18 protein-coding genes are annotated in these 20,019 nt (G+C 56.0%); 5 read left to right on the top strand and 13 right to left on the bottom strand.

Annotated features, from left to right (window positions below):
* Positions 1–2: 2 nt before the first annotated feature.
* Genes phnK through phnF form a run of 6 tightly spaced genes read right to left on the bottom strand, consistent with a single transcriptional unit; the run spans position 3 to position 4,483 of the window.
* Positions 3–791 (bottom strand): phosphonate C-P lyase system protein PhnK, encoded by a 789-nt coding sequence (gene phnK, locus AC2FC2_RS06945; RefSeq protein WP_209634404.1) that lies wholly within the window; start codon positions 789–791, stop codon positions 3–5.
* On the bottom strand, positions 791–1,651 hold the full coding sequence (locus AC2FC2_RS06940; protein ID WP_490659011.1) for an alpha-D-ribose 1-methylphosphonate 5-phosphate C-P-lyase PhnJ: 861 nt from the start codon (positions 1,649–1,651) through the stop codon (positions 791–793). Before AC2FC2_RS06940 ends, phnK begins: the two co-directional genes overlap by 1 nt.
* Complete coding sequence (locus tag AC2FC2_RS06935) at positions 1,644–2,729, bottom strand: carbon-phosphorus lyase complex subunit (RefSeq protein WP_209634406.1); 1,086 nt, start codon at positions 2,727–2,729, stop codon at positions 1,644–1,646. Before AC2FC2_RS06935 ends, AC2FC2_RS06940 begins: the two co-directional genes overlap by 8 nt.
* Positions 2,729–3,310: a phosphonate C-P lyase system protein PhnH gene (gene phnH / locus AC2FC2_RS06930; RefSeq protein WP_209634408.1), complete on the bottom strand. Its 582-nt coding sequence runs from the start codon at positions 3,308–3,310 to the stop codon at positions 2,729–2,731. Before phnH ends, AC2FC2_RS06935 begins: the two co-directional genes overlap by 1 nt.
* 3 nt (positions 3,311–3,313) lie before the next feature.
* The gene (gene phnG, locus AC2FC2_RS06925; RefSeq protein ID WP_265556227.1) at positions 3,314–3,757 is read right to left on the bottom strand and encodes a phosphonate C-P lyase system protein PhnG; all 444 of its coding nucleotides are present in this window, start codon (positions 3,755–3,757) and stop codon (positions 3,314–3,316) included.
* The gene (phnF, locus tag AC2FC2_RS06920) at positions 3,758–4,483 is read right to left on the bottom strand and encodes a phosphonate metabolism transcriptional regulator PhnF (protein ID WP_265556262.1); all 726 of its coding nucleotides are present in this window, start codon (positions 4,481–4,483) and stop codon (positions 3,758–3,760) included. It abuts the gene before it with no gap.
* Positions 4,484–4,709: 226 nt separating this feature from the next.
* Here phnF and AC2FC2_RS06915 point away from each other — a divergent pair, with 226 nt between their 5' ends.
* Positions 4,710–5,768 carry a permease gene (locus tag AC2FC2_RS06915; protein WP_209634412.1) on the top strand — a complete coding sequence of 353 codons (1,059 nt, stop codon included), beginning with the start codon at positions 4,710–4,712 and terminating at the stop codon, positions 5,766–5,768.
* A gap of 51 nt (positions 5,769–5,819) precedes the next feature.
* Positions 5,820–6,005, top strand: coding sequence for a hypothetical protein (locus AC2FC2_RS06910; protein ID WP_490659010.1), 186 nt, complete (start codon positions 5,820–5,822; stop codon positions 6,003–6,005).
* A gap of 109 nt (positions 6,006–6,114) precedes the next feature.
* Here AC2FC2_RS06910 and AC2FC2_RS06905 read toward each other — a convergent pair whose 3' ends face one another.
* From AC2FC2_RS06905 to AC2FC2_RS06890, 4 genes are all read right to left on the bottom strand, one after another.
* On the bottom strand, positions 6,115–7,146 hold the full coding sequence (locus AC2FC2_RS06905; RefSeq protein ID WP_490659009.1) for a GIY-YIG nuclease family protein: 1,032 nt from the start codon (positions 7,144–7,146) through the stop codon (positions 6,115–6,117).
* 203 nt (positions 7,147–7,349) lie between these two features.
* The gene (gene nrdG, locus AC2FC2_RS06900; RefSeq protein ID WP_490659008.1) at positions 7,350–7,814 is read right to left on the bottom strand and encodes an anaerobic ribonucleoside-triphosphate reductase-activating protein; all 465 of its coding nucleotides are present in this window, start codon (positions 7,812–7,814) and stop codon (positions 7,350–7,352) included.
* 167 nt (positions 7,815–7,981) lie between these two features.
* Entirely contained in the window at positions 7,982–10,120 is a 2,139-nt protein-coding gene (gene nrdD / locus AC2FC2_RS06895; RefSeq protein WP_490659007.1) for an anaerobic ribonucleoside-triphosphate reductase, read from the bottom strand.
* 271 nt (positions 10,121–10,391) lie between these two features.
* On the bottom strand, positions 10,392–11,300 hold the full coding sequence (locus tag AC2FC2_RS06890) for a LysR family transcriptional regulator (protein ID WP_490659006.1): 909 nt from the start codon (positions 11,298–11,300) through the stop codon (positions 10,392–10,394).
* Positions 11,301–11,404: 104 nt separating this feature from the next.
* Between AC2FC2_RS06890 and AC2FC2_RS06885 the strand changes: the two genes are divergently transcribed.
* Entirely contained in the window at positions 11,405–11,929 is a 525-nt protein-coding gene (locus AC2FC2_RS06885) for an NAD(P)H-dependent oxidoreductase (protein WP_404760322.1), read from the top strand.
* 27 nt (positions 11,930–11,956) lie between these two features.
* Here the strand turns inward: AC2FC2_RS06885 and treC are convergent, their stop codons facing one another.
* Together treC and treB are read right to left on the bottom strand one after the other, a co-directional pair.
* Entirely contained in the window at positions 11,957–13,621 is a 1,665-nt protein-coding gene (gene treC, locus AC2FC2_RS06880; protein ID WP_490659005.1) for an alpha,alpha-phosphotrehalase, read from the bottom strand.
* A gap of 65 nt (positions 13,622–13,686) precedes the next feature.
* Positions 13,687–15,102, bottom strand: coding sequence for a PTS trehalose transporter subunit IIBC (gene treB / locus AC2FC2_RS06875; protein ID WP_209634426.1), 1,416 nt, complete (start codon positions 15,100–15,102; stop codon positions 13,687–13,689).
* A gap of 296 nt (positions 15,103–15,398) precedes the next feature.
* On the opposite strand from treB, the gene AC2FC2_RS06870 reads away from it, so the two are divergent.
* Positions 15,399–15,815, top strand: coding sequence for an Exc2 family lipoprotein (locus tag AC2FC2_RS06870; RefSeq protein ID WP_265556221.1), 417 nt, complete (start codon positions 15,399–15,401; stop codon positions 15,813–15,815).
* A 42-nt stretch (positions 15,816–15,857) separates the two neighbouring features.
* Here the strand turns inward: AC2FC2_RS06870 and treR are convergent, their stop codons facing one another.
* Positions 15,858–16,805 carry a trehalose operon repressor TreR gene (gene treR, locus AC2FC2_RS06865; protein ID WP_490659004.1) on the bottom strand — a complete coding sequence of 316 codons (948 nt, stop codon included), beginning with the start codon at positions 16,803–16,805 and terminating at the stop codon, positions 15,858–15,860.
* 419 nt (positions 16,806–17,224) lie between these two features.
* Here treR and mgtA point away from each other — a divergent pair, with 419 nt between their 5' ends.
* Complete coding sequence (mgtA, locus tag AC2FC2_RS06860) at positions 17,225–19,933, top strand: magnesium-translocating P-type ATPase (RefSeq protein WP_490659003.1); 2,709 nt, start codon at positions 17,225–17,227, stop codon at positions 19,931–19,933.
* The last annotated feature ends 86 nt before the right edge of the window (positions 19,934–20,019 follow it).

The raw sequence follows: 20,019 nt of genomic DNA, 5'->3' as shown, positions 1-20,019 counted from the left end.
CGTTACGACAGCACCGAAGAAACCAGCAGTTGGGTATAGGGATGGTGCGGGTCGTCCAGCACCCGGTCGGTCAGCCCGCTTTCCACCACCTCGCCTTGTTTCATCACCAACAATCGGTGTGCCAGCAGGCGCGCTACGCCAAGATCGTGAGTCACGATCACCGCCGCCAACTGCATCTCCACCACCAGGGTGCGCAGCAGATCGAGCAGCCGCGCCTGTACCGACACGTCCAACCCGCCGGTCGGTTCGTCCATGAATACCAGTTTCGGGTGGGTCACCAGATTGCGGGCGATTTGCAACCGCTGCTGCATACCGCCGGAGAAGGTGGTCGGCAGATCGTCAAGGCGCGACACAGGGATCTCAACATCCTCCAGCCACTGGCTGGCCTGGCGGCGGATATCGCCGTAGTGGCGCTGGCCGATAGCCATCAGACGTTCACCGATGTTGCCGCCGGCAGACACCTTGGGCCGTAACCCGTCAAGCGGGTGCTGATGCACCACGCCCCAGTCGGTGCGCAGCAGGCGGCGGCGATCGCTTTCCGCCATCGCATACAGATCATGCTGTTGCCCGGCTTGAGGACGATAGAGGATCTGCCCATTCTGCGGTGCCAACCGTGCAGAGATGGATTTCAATAGGGTGGTTTTGCCAGAACCGGATTCGCCGACAATACCCAGCACTTCACCGGGATAAATATCGAAAGACACATCGCTAAAACCTTTGCCGGGTGCGTACAGGTGGGTCAGGTTAGCCACTGACAGCAGCGGCGTGGTGCTCAACGGGGTAGAAGTCATCAGTGCTGCACCTTTTGCGAAGGTTGCGCCAGTTGCTGCTGGCAGTAATCGGTGTCGGAGCAGACGAACATGCGGTTGCCCTGGTCGTCGAGAACCACTTCATCCAGATAGCTGTGGCGTGAGCCGCACAGCGCGCAAGGTTCGTCCCACTGCTGCACGCTGAAGGGGTGATCGTCGAAGTCCAGGCTTTCTACCTTGGTAAACGGTGGCAGGGCGTAGATACGTTTCTCACGCCCAGCGCCAAACAGCTGTAGTGCAGGCATCATGTGCATCTTCGGATTATCGAATTTCGGGATCGGCGACGGGTCCATCACGTAGCGGTCATTGACCTTCACCGGGTAGGCGTAGGTGGTCGCAATATGGCCGTAGCGCGCGATGTCTTCATATAACTTCACCTGCATCACGCCATACTCTTCCAGTGCGTGCATCTTGCGGGTTTCGGTTTCACGCGGTTCGATAAAGCGCAGAGGTTCCGGGATCGGAACCTGATAAATCAGGATCTGGTCCTCGCGCAAGGCGGTTTCCGGGATACGGTGCCGGGTCTGGATCAGCGTGGCTTCCGGCGTGCGTTCGGTGGTGGCAACCCCGGCAACGCGTTGGAAGAAGCGGCGGATGGAAACCGCGTTCGTGGTGTCGTCGGCCCCTTGGTCAATCACTTTCAGTACGTCGGCACGGCCAATCACGCTGGCGGTCAACTGAATGCCGCCAGTCCCCCAGCCGTAGGGCATCGGCATTTCACGGCCGCCGAACGGGACCTGATAACCGGGGATCGCCACCGCCTTCAAAATCGCGCGGCGGATCATGCGTTTGGTCTGCTCGTCCAGATAGCCAAGGTTATAACCGGTTAATATTTCACTCATTGCGGGCCTCCTGACGCTCGCTGAATTCCTGGCGCAGACGCTTGAGCAATTCCAGCTCGGCCTGGAAGTCGACGTAGTGCGGCAATTTGAGATGGGAAACAAAACCGGCGGCTTCGACGTTATCGGCATGGGCCAGTACGAACTCTTCGTCCTGCGCCGGGCTGGCGATACCTTCGTCGTATTCGGGGCTTTGCAGAGCACGATCCACCAGCGCCATCGCCATCGCTTTGCGTTCAGCGCGGCCAAACACCAGGCCGTAGCCGCGGGTGAAATGCGGTGGCTGATCGACCGGGTCAATGAAACCGTTGACCATTTCGCACTCGGTTAACAGGATCTCGCCAATATCTACGGCGAAACCCAGCTCTTCAGGTACGATCTCCGCCGACACATAGCCGGTGCGGATCTCACCGGCGAACGGGTGGGTGCGACCGTAGCCACGCTGGGTGGAGTAGCTCAGGGCCAGCAAGAAACCTTCGTCGCCGCGCACCAGTTGTTGCAGGCGTGCCGAGCGTGAACAAGGATAAACCGGCGGATTGCGGGTGATGTCATCTGGCGTGCTGCCGTCGTCCTGTTCCGCCTGCGCTAATTGCTGCTGGCTGAGCAGACTGAACACGTGCGCGCAATTCTCTGGCAAGGGTTCGTCGGCATGGGGAGCACGCGGTGTTTCGCCTTCCGCCAACAGGGCAAAATCCAGCAGGCGGTGCGTGTAGTCGTAGGTGGGGCCGAGAACCTGCCCACCGGGCAAGTCTTTGTAAACCGCAGAAATACGGCGTTCCAGCCGCATATTTACGGTCTCTAAAGGCTCGCTGACCGCCAGCCGTGGCAAGGTGGTGCGATAGGCGCGCAGTAAGAAAATCGCCTCGACCAGATCGCCGCTCGCCTGCTTGATCGCCAGCGCTGCCAGCTCCGGGTCGTAGATACCGCCTTCGGTCATCACGCGATCCACGGCCAATCCCAACTGTTGTTCAATTTGTTGAGTGCCGAGCGCCGGCACGCTGTCGTCACCGCGTCGCAATTGCTCTTGTAACTGATGGGCGGCCTCAATGGCTTTTTCGCCCCCTTTAACGGCAACGTACATCAGCACACCTCCACGCGGGTGGTCCGCGGTAACGCCAGCAGACGTTCACCGCAGGTCAGTAGAAAGTCCAACCCCAGCGGGAAGCGTTGCGGTCGGTTGATGAGATAGTCCAGTAGTGCCGGGGGTAACGACGGTGAGATAACCCGTTGATGTTCAATGCCGGGGCCGGTCAGCCGTAATGCGGTGCCTTGTTCTAAACTCGCGATCTGCACCACCACGGTGGTACTGAATTCAGGGGAAATCTCACTGCCGTGTGGTAATGCTTGTAAATCAGTGGCTTGCAGTTGCATATCAAACAGGGCAAAACTCACGTTATCGGCCTGTGTTGCCAATGGCGCACCGCTGTGGAAGCGAATGTTTGTTAGTACTTGCTCACTTTCTAGCGCTGGGCAGAGTTGCAGTGGTGTCTCTTGATCTGCCAGTGTCAGTAGCGCGGCGGTACTGGCGGCGTTCAGGGTGCCCCAAGCGGGGCTACCCGGAAGCGTAACGACATGCCCAGGCTCGCTTAACGCTTTAAGAATCAAGCGAAAAGCGTGCTGTGATTGTTCGATCGGTTGTGCAAAACCTGTCAGTAGGCTCATGGATTAATCCCCCCGCACCAGCGTAAAGAAATCCACCCGGCTGGACGCCACTGCCCGCGCACGCAGCTGGCGCTGTTCATGCTGAAGGGCAGCCAGCGGCTCAATCAGCTGCTGTTGCAGTAACTCGGCCTGATCCGGCTGTTGCAGCAGGGCATCTGCCAGTGCGCAAAGTTCGGCGTGAGCCTTGTCACGCCCGGCAATGTAGCTATAACCGTAACCGCCGTTGTCGAGTTGGACCACCGCACGGGTGACGGTCATATCACCCAATACAAAGCGGCGGCCGGTCGCGCCCATGCGCCCCTGCAACTGCGCCAGGCCAATCTCCGGTGCGCGAAGGGTTTGGAAGCGCGGGTTCAGGTTCAGCGCCTGCCAGTGGCTGCGCAACTGGGCGGGTTGGCTGTGCGCCAATACTGACATCCAGCGTTGTCTAGGCTGTAAGGTTTGCATTCAGTGCTCCATCGTCAGTTCAATCATGTCGGCGCGCGCCAGGCTGACGGAGTATTCCGCCACGCTGTCACTGCCGGTGCAGACGTTCAGGGTGCGTACGCACAACAGAGGTGCGTGGGTGGCAATTTCAAGTAACCGGCTCTCTTTAGCCTGAGCGCGGCGTGCGCTGATGCGCGTCTGGCTGCGGGTCAGCGACTGGTGGATGTTTGATTCGATAAATTCGTGCAGCGAACCGCTGTGGAACTGCTGTAGTGCCGGCCACCAGTCCAAATCAGGCAGATAATGGTCGATCACGCTCATCGGCACGCCGTTGACCCGACGCAGGGTACGCAGATGGATCACCATTTCGCCTTCTTCACGTGACAGCGCACTGGCGATATGCCCATTACACGGGCGTAATACTGCGAGTAAGCGCTCACTGGTGGGGTGACTTCCCTGTTCGAAAAGGTTCTGGCTAAAGCGGGTATTGGCATGCAGCGGGTAATCATACGGGCGCATTAGCACCAGAATGCCAATGCCGTGTCGGCGCTGTAGCCAGCCGCGGTCCACCAATTGGTCGACGGCGCGACGCAAGGTATGGCGGTTCACCTGATAGCGCTCTGCCAACTGCTGCTCGGAAGGCAAATAGTCGCCGCAGCGGTATTGGGTGCGTAACTCTTGCTCAAGCTGTGCCGCGATTTGCTGGTAACGGGTAGGGAAACTGGTCGGATGTCTAGATAAGTCCATCATAATAAAAACCTCGTCGTGCCGGATACCCACTCGCTGTATGCAGATGGTTGGCGTTGCATGATGTGTACCCCGTGGTGAAGTTGGCATAATCTTGCCGGGGCCAGATGACAATCGCGTTACGCGTCGGTGGCGAACAGATGAACTATTTAGGACAGGCCGATGATGCGTACGGGCCTGCGTCGCGCTAAGCTGATGCTATTGATGATTGAACCGAGCCAACCCCATGCCGCATCCCCTGACTGCAACTGAAAACCGTCCCCGCCCTTGGCCATTGTGGAAGCCGATCCTGTTTCTGCTGGTGATGGCCGTGGGCCTCTACTACGTCAAATGGCAGCCTTATTACGGCAAGGCCTTCCTGGCGGCGGATACTCACTCGATCGGCAAATCGATACTGGCTAACGGTGAGAGCAGCCCGTGGCTGGCGGCATGGCACTATGCGCTGGTCTACTTCACCGCGGTGTGGAAGGCGGCGGTACTGGGCGTGGTGCTGGGCTCACTGGTACAGGTGCTGATCCCACGTGATTGGCTGATACGCACGTTGGGACACCCGCGTTTTTCCGGCACCTTGCTGGGGGCGGCGATGGCTCTGCCGGGGATGATGTGCACCTGTTGTGCGGCACCGGTTGCCGCCGGGCTGCGTCGCCAGTCGGTATCCAGCGGGGCGGCGATGGCATTCTGGCTCAGTAACCCGGTGTTAAATCCGGCGACGCTGATTTTTATGGGGTTTGTGCTCGGCTGGCAGTTTGCCGCGATCCGGCTGGTGGCGGGCGTCGTTATGGTGCTCGGCATTGCCTGGCTGGTGCAGCGTGTTACGGCTAAGGATCCACACCCCGCTGCGCTGCAACAGCCTCTGATACCGCTGGATAAAACTGAGGATCACCCCTTCCTCGGCCGTTGGCTCAAGGCGTTGTGGTCGCTGTTTTGGTCAACCATTCCGATTTACATTCTGGCCGTGCTGGCGCTCGGGGCCGCGCGCGTTTGGCTGTTCCCGCATGCCGATGGCGCGATAGATAACAGCCTGCTGTGGATTATTGGGTTGGCGATAGCCGGTTGCCTGTTCGTGATCCCGACGGCGGCGGAAATTCCGATTGTGCAGGCCATGATGCTGGCGGGGATGGGCACCGGCCCGGCGCTGGCGCTGTTGATGACCCTGCCCGCGGTCAGCTTGCCTTCGCTGCTGATGCTGAACAAAGCCTTCTCTGCCAAAGCGCTGTGTCTGACTGCATTGCTGGTGGTGTTGTGCGGCATCATCACGGGCGTGGTGGGGATGGGGTTGGTGTAACTTATAGCCACTGATTCGTGGCCTGATGCTGTCTCAAGGGAGGAGATGGAAATGGAACAGCGGAATAAACCTGAAGTGGACGCGAAGTTTATGTCCCAAGAGGAAGGGTTGCGTGAGAGGGTGGATGCCGCCTTTGAACGCTTAAGAAACGGCACTGCGGTTTATATAAGCCATTCGGAGGTAGAAAAACGAATGGCTATATTCAAAGCGAAAATCCGGGGGAGTTATCGGCGATAATGTCGAGCTGTACTGGCTCAGAGCTGAACCGACAGTTTCCACGGATAGAACACAATCTTATCTGGCTGTCGGCTTTGAGCGAGGAGCGAACATAACAAACTCAATTTTTTCAGCTCAACTGCATCATCCAACGATAAATATGAATTAATTGATTAAACTTATTTCGGATTGAATCCTCAATATTATCGTTAATTATTAATGGAGACCATATTGTTAAATGAGGGGAAACTTGCATGTTACGAACAAGATTACTACCATCTTTTTTTACCATCGTAACATCCTGCGTATTTCTCCGTTGATAGTTACACTCTTTATCCAGGCAATTTAACGCCTCATTTAAAATACGTTTCCATTCCCCATGAGTCAGTTCATTGAGGCTGAATTCTCTGCCACCTATGTATTTCTCTCTAATTTCAGGCCTGGAAGCCGCCTGCCAGGCATCACGATAAAAAGTCATAAAAACTTCGTCTGCGGCATCTAACTCTTTTATTACACTTAGAAATTTAGGGACTGATAACTCTGTTTTAATAAGCTGAGCTATAGGCCAATCTTTGTATTTTTTACCTTCAAGATTAACACCTATACGGAAATTATTATTTTGCGTATACACAGAAATATTCCATTGGACGCCTTCATTTCCATCGCTCATGCCAAAGAATGGCTTATTGAGCTGGCCAAAAGCCCTTCCTTTCACGTCCAGAATTTCGCAAAAAGACTGTAATATCTCTGCATATTCGGCAGAATCATGCCTGGACAGATGACTGCTATTCTTTTTAACTTTATGGTCCGGGTTAATTATTGATGAGGATTTCGATTCTAACTCACTTATTATTTTTATCTCATCCTGAGACTCAAAAATTGATATTGCTGCTTTGTATGCATCATCAGCGCATAAATTAAAAAACTCTCTTCTCTTTTGCCGCAAGGGGCTTAATTTATCGTGAATTATTTTTTCTAGTTTTTTACAATCACTAACAAAAATAGAGTGGGCAACTGACCAAATAAAATCACCAGTTGAGCTTTTATTTATCTCATCACATCGGGAAGTTGGATCTCTGGTCGTCATTCCGATTTTACATACAGGTAAGTCAATATCAGAAACCTCCAATATATATACGTATCCATTCATTTCGTCAGTCATATTTACCTATCTGAAATTTTAATTAATATATTCTCATTATGATGTGGTAAAAAATAATAATCAATTACCATAGGTTTTAACCCATCGAGCGTTTGATAGGCAATATCCGCTCCTGGCACAAACCCGCCCATCAAATTGTCTCCATACTGTAGCCATACCTGGTTGAACTGGGGCTAACACACGTTGAGGCAAGTACCGCTAGCTCAGCGCAACCTATGCACCACCTGGTTGCTGCTGCCGCGCCAGATCAGCGCCGGGTCTTTCAAATCCTGCACGAACTTGCCGTCAATCAATACGTTAATCCTGTCTACTATCTGCATTTGCTGTGCGTCCAGCTCCGCCAGTCGATAACCGGTCCACAGCCAAATATCTTTGCCGGGGCATTCGGCGCGTACCCGTTTTACCAGTTGTAGCACCGCCGCTACATTGGCCGGGTGCAGCGGATCGCCGCCGGACAGAGACAGCCCCTGGCGCGGAATGCGCGCGTCGTTCAGATCGGCAATCAACCGGTCTTCCATTTCCTGAGTAAAAGGCTGGCCGGAATTCAGCCGCCAGGTGCTTTTGTTATAGCAACCGGGGCACTGGTGCACGCAGCCGGCAACAAACAGCGTGCAGCGGGTGCCGGGGCCGTTGACCACATCGATAGGGTAGTACTGGTGGTAGTTCATGTGAGGCCTGCCCATCAGGCTATTTTACTGGCCATTTTGCCTCCGGGCAGTGCTCCAAATCCTCACGTACTGCGTGTACGCTGCGGTTTGTGCGCGCTGGCCGAAGGCAAACTGGCTGCGACAATCACGCCTGATGAACAGGCTTCTGCATAGGCTGCGCGGCGCTTTCAGCCGATCTGCCCATTGCCGAGGTGTTTCACCCGGCGCTTCACTTCTTCTTGTTTGCCGGCGTTGAACGGCCTGGCGTCCGGGCTGCCGAGGTAGCCGCACACCCGGCGCGTAACGGACACTTTGGACGGCTCGTGATTACCGCATTTTGGACAGGTGAAGCCCTTGCTGGTACAGGAAAATTCGCCGGTAAAGCCGCACTCGTAGCACTCATCGATCGGCGTGTTGGTACCGTAATAAGGTACGCGGCTGTAGCTGTAATCCCACACGTCTTCCAACGCTTTCAGGTTGTGTTGCAGGTTCGGATATTCGCCGTAACAGATGAACCCGCCATTGGCCAATGGTGGGTAAGGCGCTTCAAAATCCAGTTTGTCGTACGGATTGACCTTTTTCTCCACGTCGAGGTGGAAGCTGTTGGTGTAATAGCCTTTGTCGGTTACGCCTGGCACCACGCCAAAATCGGCGGTGTCGAGTCGGCAGAAGCGATCGCACAGGTTTTCGCTTGGTGTGCTGTACAGGCTAAAACCGTAGCCGGTCTCTTCTTTCCAGCTGTCGGTGGCGGCCCGCAGGTGCGCAACGATGGCGACCGCTTTGGCGCGCAGGGCTTCATCGTCGTAAACGTGCTGTTCACTGCCGAATAGCGCATTGATCGTTTCATGCAAGCCGATATAACCCAGCGAGATCGACGCGCGGCCATTTTTGAAAATGTCGGCGATATTGTCGTCTGCTTTCAACCGCACACCGCAGGCACCTTCCATATACAAAATGGGGGCCACCCGGGCTTTGATACCCTCGAGCCGTGCTATGCGGGTCATCAGTGCCTTTTTCGCCAGCAGCAAACGTTGATCCAGCAAATGCCAGAAGCGGCTTTCATCCCCCATGGCTTCCAGCGCAATGCGCGGCAGGTTTAGGCTAATGACACCGATATTGTTGCGGCCGTCGTGGACCAATTCGCCTTCCTCTTCATAGGTGCCGAGGAAGCTACGACAACCCATCGGCGTTTTGAACGAACCTGTGACTTTCACCACCTGATCGTAATTGAGGATGTCTGGGTACATGCGCTTGCTGGCGCACTCCAGCGCCAACTGTTTGATGTCGTAGTTTGGATCGCCATACTGGTGGTTCAGGCCGTCGCGGATCGCGAACACCAGTTTCGGGAATACCGCCGTCTTGCGGTTCTTACCCAGCCCGGCGATACGGTTTTTCAGGATCGACTGTTGGATCAACCGCGATTCCCAGCACGTGCCCAGGCCGAATCCGAAGGTGACGAACGGCGTCTGCCCGTTGGCGGTGTGCAAGGTATTGACCTCGTACTCCAGTGACTGGAAGGCGTCGTAACACTCTTTCTCGGTGCGTGCCATGGCGTATCCTTGCGCGTCCGGGATCTGCCACTCTTCGGCGACCTGCCGATGCTTGTTGAAGCTTTCGCTGACGAAGGGGGCCAGGATTTCGTCGATGCGGTTAATGGTGGTGCCACCATAAATATGGCTGGCGACCTGTGCGATGATCTGCGCGGTGACGGCGGTCGCGGTGGAGATCGACTTCGGCGGCTCGATCTCGGCGTTACCCATCTTGAAGCCGTTGGTCAGCATGCCTTTCAAATCTATCAACATGCAGTTGAACATTGGGAAGAAGGGCGAGTAATCGAGATCGTGGTAGTGAATCTCACCACGTTCGTGGGCCAGCACCACGTCACGCGGCAGGATATGCTGCTTGGCATAGTGCTTGGCAACGATCCCGGCCAGGAGATCGCGCTGGGTGGGGATCACCTTGCTGTCTTTATTGGCATTTTCGTTCAGCAATGCCATGTTGCTTTGTTCCACCAGGCCGCGGATCTCTTGGTTGAGTCGCCCGCGCAGCTCGCGCGCCACGTCACGATCGTGACGATACTCGATATAGGCGCGTGCCAGCTGTTTGTATTCGCCGGCCATCAGCTGATTTTCAACCGCCTGCTGTATTTCATGGATATCAACGCGCTGCTGCTGTGACATCCGTTGAGCGACCACACGGGCGACAGTAGCGCAGTAGTCGGCATCGACAATTCCGGCGGCCAGCGCGGCCCGCTCGACAGCTTGCCCAATGCGTGCTTCGTCAAAAGGTACCTGGCAACCGTCCCGTTTAATCACTACTGGTTTCACGTTGTTACTCCTTGTTCCCCGAGGGAGCACTGATGCCCTTGAGCCTGAAAGCTATTGGGTATCGGTATGATTTCGGCTTATCCACAGGGCAATGCCGCAGCGCACAAGGGCTGAGGCGACGTGTGGATGGTTTTGTGGATAACTACTATATATAGATGCTGATATTTCTTAATGCACTATATATAGATATTGGCGGGATTCTTTTGACGTGGGACAAAGAAATGGAAAGAGCGGACGTTAGCTGTACAAAGGATAATTTACGGCCTGAAATTCAGGCCGGGCGGTGGCGGAAATGTTCGAGTAAGAACTCAACCCAGACGCGTACCCGGGGCGGTAGATCGGCAGAGGCGTAATACAGCCACAGTTGGGTCGGCTGTGGCCAGCAGTCCGCCAGCACCGGCAGCAGGGTACCTTGCGCAAAATGCTGTTGCGTGTACCAGCGAGCCAGACAGGCGATACCTAATCCGGCCAGTGCTGCATCCAGCAGCATCTCGGGTCGGCTGGCAACCAGGCGACCATGCAGCTCCAGCGTTTTGGCTTCGCCGTGTTGGCGCAGCGGCCATTTTGCGCTGCGTCCGGTCGCTGGATTGCGGTGCAGCAGGCAGTTATGTTGCAACAGATCGTCAGGATCCATCGGCATGCCATGTTGCGCCAGATAACCGGGTGAGGCTGCCAGCACCATCTGCATGGGGTACAGGGGGCGCGCTACCAGTCGGCTGTCGGGATCGACCCGGCTGCCGATACCCACGTCAAAACCTTCGCCCACCAGATTGACCACTCGCGCATCCAGTGAAAGATCGAGATCGATCTGCGGATAGCGATCGAGAAACTGGGGGATTAAGGGCATCAGCATTTGGCGGCCGAAACCGGGGATCATGCTGACGCGCACCGTGCCGGAAGGCGTCTGCTGCGCGCTACCGGCCGTTTCCAGCGTGGCGGACAGCGCTTGCCACAGCGGCGCTACCTGTTGCAACAGCACCTTGCCCTCGTCGGTCAGCACCACGTTGTGAGTGTTGCGCTGAAACAGCCGCAGTGCCAGCTTCTCTTCCAACACGCGGATATTCTTGCTGATCGCCGCCGGGGTAACGCCCAACTGGCGCGCGGCGGCGGAAAAGTTCTGTGCCTGAGCCGCGGCGAGAAAGGCCGGCAACAGGCGATGCACGTCAAAGGGCAGCGACATAGTGGTTGATACTTTCGGTTGAAATTGAAGTGACAATCAGCAGCCTACACCTTGGGCGAAGGAAATGGAAAAATAGGCTATCAAATATCAATCAAGGATCTCTTATGTCGCGTATTTTAGTGTTGACCGCCCACCGTTTCCCGGATGATTCACGTATCAACAAAGCGTTGATCGAAGCACTGCGCCCTTTGCCTAACGTCACCGTCCACGAACTGATGCGTGCTTATCCGGACTATCAAATCGATGTGGCGCGTGAGCAAGAGCTGCTGCAAAACCATGATGCCGTGGTGATGCTGTTCCCCTTCTACTGGTACAGCTCACCGGCCATTCTTAGTGAGTGGCAGGATGCGGTATTAACCCACGGTTTTGCTTACGGCACCGATGGCACCAAACTGCAGGGCAAACCCTTGCAGCTGGTGGTGACTACCGGCGGTAATCAGCAGGCCTATACGGCAGAAGGCTATAACCGCTATCCGGTCGAGGATTTGCTGCGTCCGTTCCATGCGATGGCTAACCTGACCGGTATGGATTATCTGCCGCCGTATCTGGTACAGGGCGTATTTGATATGAGCGATGAACACCTGGCGCAAGAGGCGGCGGGGGTGGTGGCGCAGGTAGAAAAACTGTAGGGCGCAGCAGGCTACGCCCCGACAGCATTAGTCTTCTAATATCCACCATACGGCTTCGAATGGCCGTAAGGTCGCGGCTTGCGGCTGCGATGGCGCATCGGCGTAGTTGCTCATCAGTGGGCGCCACAACGCTGATGGCTCCATGCCTTCCGCTTGCCAGGCCAGCGGTTCGCGGCTGAGGTTAGCCACCACCAGCAGGCGTTGACCGTTCCAACGACGTTGGTAGCACCACAGCGCCGGGTGAGTCGGGGCCAGATCCTGATAGTCACCGTGGGTGAGCAGCGGGTACTGTTTGCGCAGGGTAATCAGCTGACGATAGGCGTAAAACACCGAGTCCAGATCGGCCAGTGCGGCTTCGGCGTTGATCTGCGGGTAGTTCTCCGCACAGCTAATCCACGGTGTGCCTTGAGTAAAGCCGGCGTTCGGTGCGGCGCTCCACTGCATGGGAGTGCGGCCGTTATCGCGTGATTTACTGGCCAATATCGCCAGTAGCTCGGCGTCACTGTTGCCCTGTGCGCTGAGTTCGGCGTACATGTTCAGGCTTTCCACATCGCGATACTGCCCGATGGCGCTAAAGCCCGGGTTGGTCATGCCGATCTCTTCGCCCTGGTAGATGTAAGGCGTGCCTTGCATGCCATGCAGCACCATTGCCAGCATTTTGGCGGCCGGTACCCGCAGTTCGCCTTCATCACCGAAACGGGAAACGATGCGCGGTTGGTCATGGTTACACCAGAACAGCGCGTTCCAGGCCTGGTTATGCATACCCTGTTGCCAGTGGCGGAAAATCTGTTTGAGTTCAACGTAATCAGGTGCTGCCAGCGTCCATTTTTCGCCACCGGCGTAGTCCACTTTCAGGTGGTGAAAATTGAAGGTCATCGACAGCTCTTCACCACTTTTCGCCGCATACTGTTGGCAATGTTCCAATGTGGTGGACGACATCTCACCCACGGTCATCAAGCCGCGTGGCTGGAATACGTCATGGCTCATCTCCTGCAGAAACTCATGAATGCGCGGCCCGTCGGTATAGAAACGGCGGCCGTCACCCTGGTTATCGGAGGGGAAATCTTGCTGCTTGGAGACCAGGTTGATCACATCGAGGCGAAGACCATCGACGCCCTTATCGGCCCAGAATTGGCACACTTTCTTCAGTTCTTCACGTACCGGCGGGTGCTCCCAGTTAAGATCTGCCTGCTCGGTCGCGAACAGGTGCAGATAATACTGGCCACTGTCGGCGTGCCATTGCCAGGCGTTGCCGCCGAACTTGGAACGCCAGTTGTTTGGCGGCGTGTCGCCTTCGCCGTCGCGCCAAACGTAGAACTGACGGAACGGGCTGTTAGGATCCTGTGAGGCTTTGAACCAAGGGTGTTCGGTCGAGGTATGGTTGAACACCATGTCCATCACGATGCGGATGCTGCGCTGGTGGGCGGCAGCGATCAGTCGGTCGAAATCCTCCATCGTGCCGTAGGCCGGGTCGATGGCGCAGTAGTCCGCCACGTCATACCCATTATCCACCTGCGGTGAGACATACACCGGCGTCAGCCAGATAGCGTCGATACCTAGTTCCTGCAGGTAGTCCAGCCTCTGGGTCACTCCGGCCAGATCGCCGTAGCCATTGCCGGTGCTGTCCTGAAAACTCTTTGGATAGATTTGGTAGATGACGCCGTTTTGCCACCAGGGGATTGGATTGCTCATAGTCATACCTTTGAATCGTGACAACAGGCCCGGCATACCGGGCCCCTACATTCATATCGGGTGAGTTAAACCGGCAGCTCACCGCGGCTGGCTTTGCGTTTGTAAACCATGATGGTCAGTACCAGCGGGATAATGACCGCCACCAGGATCGCCACCGTGTAAATCATCCAGAACTGCGGTTTGATCGACAGGATGCCCGGCAAACCGCCGACGCCGATACCGTTGGCCATCACGCCGTCCAGACCACAGATCAAACCGGCGAAGGCGGAGCCGATCATCGCGCACAGCATGGGGAAGCGGTATTTCAGGTTGATCCCGTACATGGCCGGCTCGGTGACGCCGAGGTAGGCAGAAATTGCCGCCGGTACCGATATTTCACGCTCGTTGGCTTTACGGCTGACAATGATAATACCCAGCACCGCTGAGGCTTGCGCAATGTTAGACAGCGCAATCAGTGGCCACACTGGGGTGCCGCCCATGCTTTGAATCATCTGCATATCGATGGCCAGCGTGGTCTGATGCACACCGGTAATCACCAGTGGCGCATACAGGAAACCAAACAGCGCGGCACCAATCGGCGCGAAGCTGCCGGTCATTACGGCTTTCACCGCCCAGGCTACGCCGTCGCCAATCATGCGGCCGAACGGGCCGATAAAGGCGTGCGCCAGGAACACCGCCAGCAGCAGTGAAACCACCGGTACCACCACCAGATACAGGTAATCCGGCACGATCTTTTTCAAGCGGGTTTCAATCCAGCCCAGCGCCATACCGGCCAGCATGGAAGGGATAACCTGTGCCTGGTAGCCGACTTTTTGAATGGTGAACCAGCCGAAGTTCCACACTTCTGGAATCTGCTGGCCGAGCTGATAGGAGTTCATCAACTGCGGGGACACCAAGGTGACGCCCAGCACGATGCCAAGCACCGGCGTGCCGCCCATTTTTTTCACCGTTGACCAACAGATGGCGACCGGCAGGAACATGAAGATGGCTTCGCCGAGCAGCCACAGGAAGTCGTAGATGGTTTTCCACGCCGGGTGCATTTGCGCCAGCGTTTGGCCGCCAGACATCGGGATGTCGCCGATCACGTTGCGGAAGCCGAGGATCAAACCGCCGCTGATCAGCGCGGGTAGCAGTGGGAAGAAGATTTCGGCGAAGTGGGAGATGGCACGTTCGCTCCAGGTCATATTCTGGCGTGCTGCCACTTTGGCCTGTTCTTTATCGGCTTCATTAACGCCAGTGGTGGCGATCAAAGCCTGATAATAGTCACCGACCTCCGGGCCAATCACTACCTGGAACTGCCCGGCATTGGTGAAGCAGCCTTTGACCATCGGCAGCTCTTCGATTTCTTTCGGTTTTGCTTGGCTGGGATCATTAAGAACGAAACGCAGCCTGGTAATGCAGTGGCTGACGGTGGCGATATTCTCGCGTCCGCCCACCAGCACAATCAGGCGATCGATATCCTGCTGTTTTACTTTGCCCATTATTAGATACCTTTCTTGGTATGAGACTGCCGCAGAGGTGTTGTCCGAATCATGATCAAAGCTTAGTCATTCCGCTTTTCTTATGGAATGGGAACGTTCCCGGTTTGGGGCGAGGATCACAAAACGATAAAAAAATGACCATTTTTACGACAGAGGAATGTGAGCGCTGGCCGAAATATTCAGGGGCATTATTTTGAATACACGAAATGCTGGCTATACTGTCAGCCTTAACAATCAACAGGTTGGTTTGTTTGGGTGGCATTCATGCCGCGACCACGCACTTTTCTCAAGGAAGAATGATGATACTAACAGTACCCCGTACCCTTATTTTGTTCACCGCCCTGTTCCTGAGCGCCTGTACCAGCCAAAAAAGCAGCCCGGAGCGCCATGCCCGGCATGCGATTTATCAGTTGGCGCGGGAGGATTTTTCCCCTGAAATGCGCACCCAAATTCCTGATTCGATAAAAGCGTCTATCCCGTTCTTTGATCAGTTCTATCAGATGGGGAAAACCGATCGGGCCAAGGGATTGACGCGCCAGCAGGCGGAGCAGAGGGAAGCCTATTTCCGCAGCCCTGAATTCATCGGTGAAACAGGCAATAAAAGTATCTTTATCAATCGTAAGTATTCAGTAGACAACCCGCAGAAGCGACAGCAGATCCTGCTGGATTCCGCCGTGGCTACCTACTGGGATGGCTATGAAGGCCGGCCTTGAGGGGCGGTATCACACTATCTAACAACCATAGCAAAACCGCTGTCAGGCGAGTTTGCTTGGTACGATGATCTGGCGGATACCCAATTCACCGCTGAGCTGGCCCAGTAACTGTTGGGCTGCCTGCTGCCCAGCGCTGCCGTAGCCGAGGTCAACAGAAAATGTCTCGGGGAACAGGAAGTTAAGCAGCGGGGTGTTACCGATGCCGCATACCTGCAGTGGGGCAATATGCTGTTGTTGCAGGTATTTGATGGCACCGAGGGCGATGGTGTCCGAGGCGCACACCAGTGCCGTGGTCTGGGAGTCGATGGCAGAAGCCGCCAGTTGGAAACCACTCTGATAGCTCAGCTCGCCCAAGGCGACGCTTGGGGTTATCTGTTGTTGTTGGCAAGCGTCCAGATAAGCCTGGTGGCGACGCAGGCCGGTGGTGGCGTCCGACAGTTGCACCCCCAGGTAGCTGATATGCCGGTGGCCTTGTTGTTGCAGGCGTTCCATCAACAGCCGTACGGCACCGTCATCGTCATAGCAAACGGAAGAAAAACCTTCGTATTCACGCGCCAGCACGACCATCTTGTCTTGCCACGGGCTGAGCATCACCGCGGTCAGGCCAGTGAAGCCAAACAGGATCACCCCGTCGACGTTGCGCTGTTGCAGGACGTGCAGATGCTCTTTCACCAACCGGGTTTCAAACTGGCTTTCCATAACGATGGGGTCAAAGCCCTGTTGATACAGCAGCGGCAACATGGTGCGCACCGCCTGGTTTTCCGACGGCGAGTCGAGTCGGGAAACGATAATCCCCACCACTTTGTCGCTTTGGCCGCGCATCGCACGTGCCGATTTGGACGGCGTAAACCCCTGCTGACGGATCACCGCTTCTACCCGTTCGCGGGTCTGCGGGCTTACGCTGCCTTCGTTGTTCAACACCCGTGATACGGTGGATTTTCCTACGCCGCTCAGGCGTGCGATGTCCTTGATGGTCAGCCGGTTTTGCATGGTTTACTTGTCGTTTAGGTTAAAAGGCGTAAATTGACGGCGTACGCTGAATGCCCGTCAGCATAGCCTATTTTCCGCAACGGATCTTGGCGCAATAAGGGGATTTGTGTACTGCGCTGAACGGCCGCTCTTGTCGTTTGATCTTTTCATTTACCGGAGGTTATCACCCGTATGGATCCCGATCCGACAGCCTTAGACACTCACTCGGTGATCCGGTAAAACCTGCCCGCTCTGCGCTGCTGTTTTACCGGTGAAGTAAACGGTAACCGGTAGCGCACGTCCGTCGTTCGCTCCTGCTGCTTTTAAAAATACAAGAATCTGCCCCGGCAGAGGCTTTTTGGCGTGTCCGAAAGCCCGGCAGGGGAAAGATCCTGCGTTCACCCGCTGCCGTGAGGCAATGGGCGACGAGGTGCGAAAAAATGAAACTGAAAAATATCCCCCGTCGGCTGCTGGGCCTGCTCAGCCGCAATTTACCGCGCCGTTTGGTGCACCGTGACAGCCTGTTGGATGGCCTTGGCGGCAAAGCACAGGGGCTGCCCGCCGGCCTGGCGCAGCAACGTTTAGACTGTGCTGTTGCCGACACAACCCAGCTCTATTTGCGCTTCCATAGCCACCCGGAAGGGATGACCGCCCATGAGGCGGATGTGGTGCGCCAGCGCTGCGGTGAAAACATTATCGACGATCAGCAGCAAGAGGCCTGGTGGCAACACCTGTGGCACTGCTACCGCAATCCGTTCAATTTGTTGCTGACCGCGCTGGGCATGATCTCTTATGCGACGGAAGATCTGACCGGCGCGCTGGTGATCGCCCTGATGGTGGTGATCTCAACGTTACTGAATTTCATTCAGGAAGCGCGATCCAACAAGGCGGCGGATGCGCTGAAAGCCATGGTCAGCAACACCGCGACAGTGATCCGCAGTGACGCGCTGACGGGCAAAAGCGAGCATATTGAACTGCCAATATCTCAGCTGGTACCGGGCGATATCATTAAATTGGCGGCGGGCGACATGATCCCGGCAGATCTCCGCGTGCTGTCCGCGAAGGATCTGTTCATCAGCCAGGCCGCGCTGACCGGTGAGTCCCTGCCGGTAGAAAAGATCGCCGAGCTGCGCGGCCAGGCGGAAGATCCGCTGGAATGCCAAAACCTGTGCTTTATGGGGACCAACGTGGTGAGTGGCACGGCGTTTGCGATGGTGATCGGCACCGGTGGAGACACCTATTTTGGCCAGTTGGCGCAGCGCGTAATCAACCAGGATGAACAACCGAACGCTTTCCAGAGCGGCATTAGCAAGGTCAGCTGGCTGTTGATCCGTTTTATGTTGGTGATGACGCCGATCGTGTTGTTGATCAACGGCTACACCAAGGGTGACTGGTGGGAGGCCGCGCTGTTTGCGCTGTCGGTTGCGGTGGGGCTAACCCCGGAAATGCTGCCGATGATCGTCACGTCGACATTGGCCAAAGGGGCAGTGAAACTGTCCAAGCAGAAGGTGATCGTCAAACGTCTGGATGCCATTCAAAACTTTGGCGCCATGGACATTCTGTGCACTGATAAAACCGGCACCCTGACCCAGGATAAAATCGTGCTGGAACGCAACACTGACGTCTTCGGTGTCGCCAGTGACCGGGTGCTGCATTATGCCTGGCTGAACAGCTACTACCAGACGGGGTTGAAAAACCTGCTGGATGTGGCGGTGCTGAGCTGCGCAGAGCAAAATGAACAGCCGGATGTGCTGCAGCATTACCGCAAGGTCGATGAGATCCCGTTTGATTTTGAACGCCGCCGCATGTCGGTGGTGGTCGCCAAAGACGCGCAATATCACGAGCTTGTCTGCAAGGGTGCGCTGGAAGAGATGCTGGCGATTTGCAGCCATGTGCGGCAGGAAAATGAGGTCATCCCGCTTACTGAGGCGCTGCTGGCTCGGATTCGGCGTATCACCGACGATCTTAACCAGCAAGGGCTGCGGGTGGTGGCGGTGGCGAACAAAATCCTGCCGGCGCAGGCCCATGAATATAGTGTGGCCGACGAATCCGATCTGATCCTCGAAGGGTATGTGGCCTTCCTCGATCCACCGAAAGAGAGCACGGCACCCGCATTGGCGGCGTTGAAAAACAGCGGCGTCACGGTGAAAATTCTTACGGGTGACAATGAGCTGGTGGCGGCGAAAGTGTGTAAAGACGTCGGGCTGGCGGCGGATCATGTGCTGCGCGGCAGTGAAATCGAACAAATGGACGACGAGCAGCTGGCACAAGCGGCGGCACGCACCACGGTGTTCGCCAAGCTGACGCCGCTGCACAAGGAGCGTATCGTCAAGCTGCTGCGCCAGAAGGGCCATGTGGTCGGCTTTATGGGGGACGGCATCAATGATGCGCCCGCGCTGCGTGCGGCGGATATTGGTATTTCCGTTGATTCCGCGGTGGATATTGCCAAGGAAGCGGCGGATATCATTCTGCTGGAAAAAAGCCTGATGGTGCTGGAGCAGGGGGTGATTGAGGGGCGGCGTACCTTTGCCAACATGCTCAAGTACATCAAGATGACCGCCAGCTCCAACTTCGGGAATGTGTTCAGCGTGCTGATCGCCAGCGCTTTCCTGCCGTTCCTGCCGATGTTGCCGCTGCACCTGCTGATTCAGAACCTGATGTATGATATTTCGCAGATTGCGATTCCCTTTGATAACGTGGATGACGATCAGATAACGCAGCCGCAGCGTTGGAACTCCGGCGATATTGGGCGCTTTATGGTGTTTTTCGGGCCGATCAGTTCGATCTTCGACGTGCTGACCTTCAGCCTGATGTGGTGGGTGTTTAAGGCGAACACGCCAGAAATGCAGACGCTGTTCCAGTCAGGTTGGTTTGTTGAGGGCCTGCTGTCGCAAACGCTGATTGTGCACATGATCCGCACCCGCAAAATTCCGTTTATTCAGAGTCGCCCTTCGTGGCCGCTGTGTATCATGACTCTGGTCGTGATCACGACCGGCATTGGGTTGACGTTCTCGCCGTTGGCCGGTTTCCTGCAATTGCAGGCGCTGCCACTTGGTTATTTCCCGTGGTTGGTGCTAATCCTGGCCGGTTACATGGTGCTGACCCAGTGCGTAAAAGGCTGGTTTGTGCGCCGCTACGGCTGGCAATAATACCCGCGCCCCTCTTGCGTCCGTAGGAGGGGCATCTGTGATCCAACCCGGCTTTTCAGCCTCAGGGTTGGACATCTGCACTGTGC

The sequence above is a fragment of the Serratia sp. CoH_122_TC_1 genome (assembly GCF_058191755.1).
Note: the sequence above shows the minus strand (reverse complement) of the source record. Positions and strands in the feature narration are given on the sequence as shown.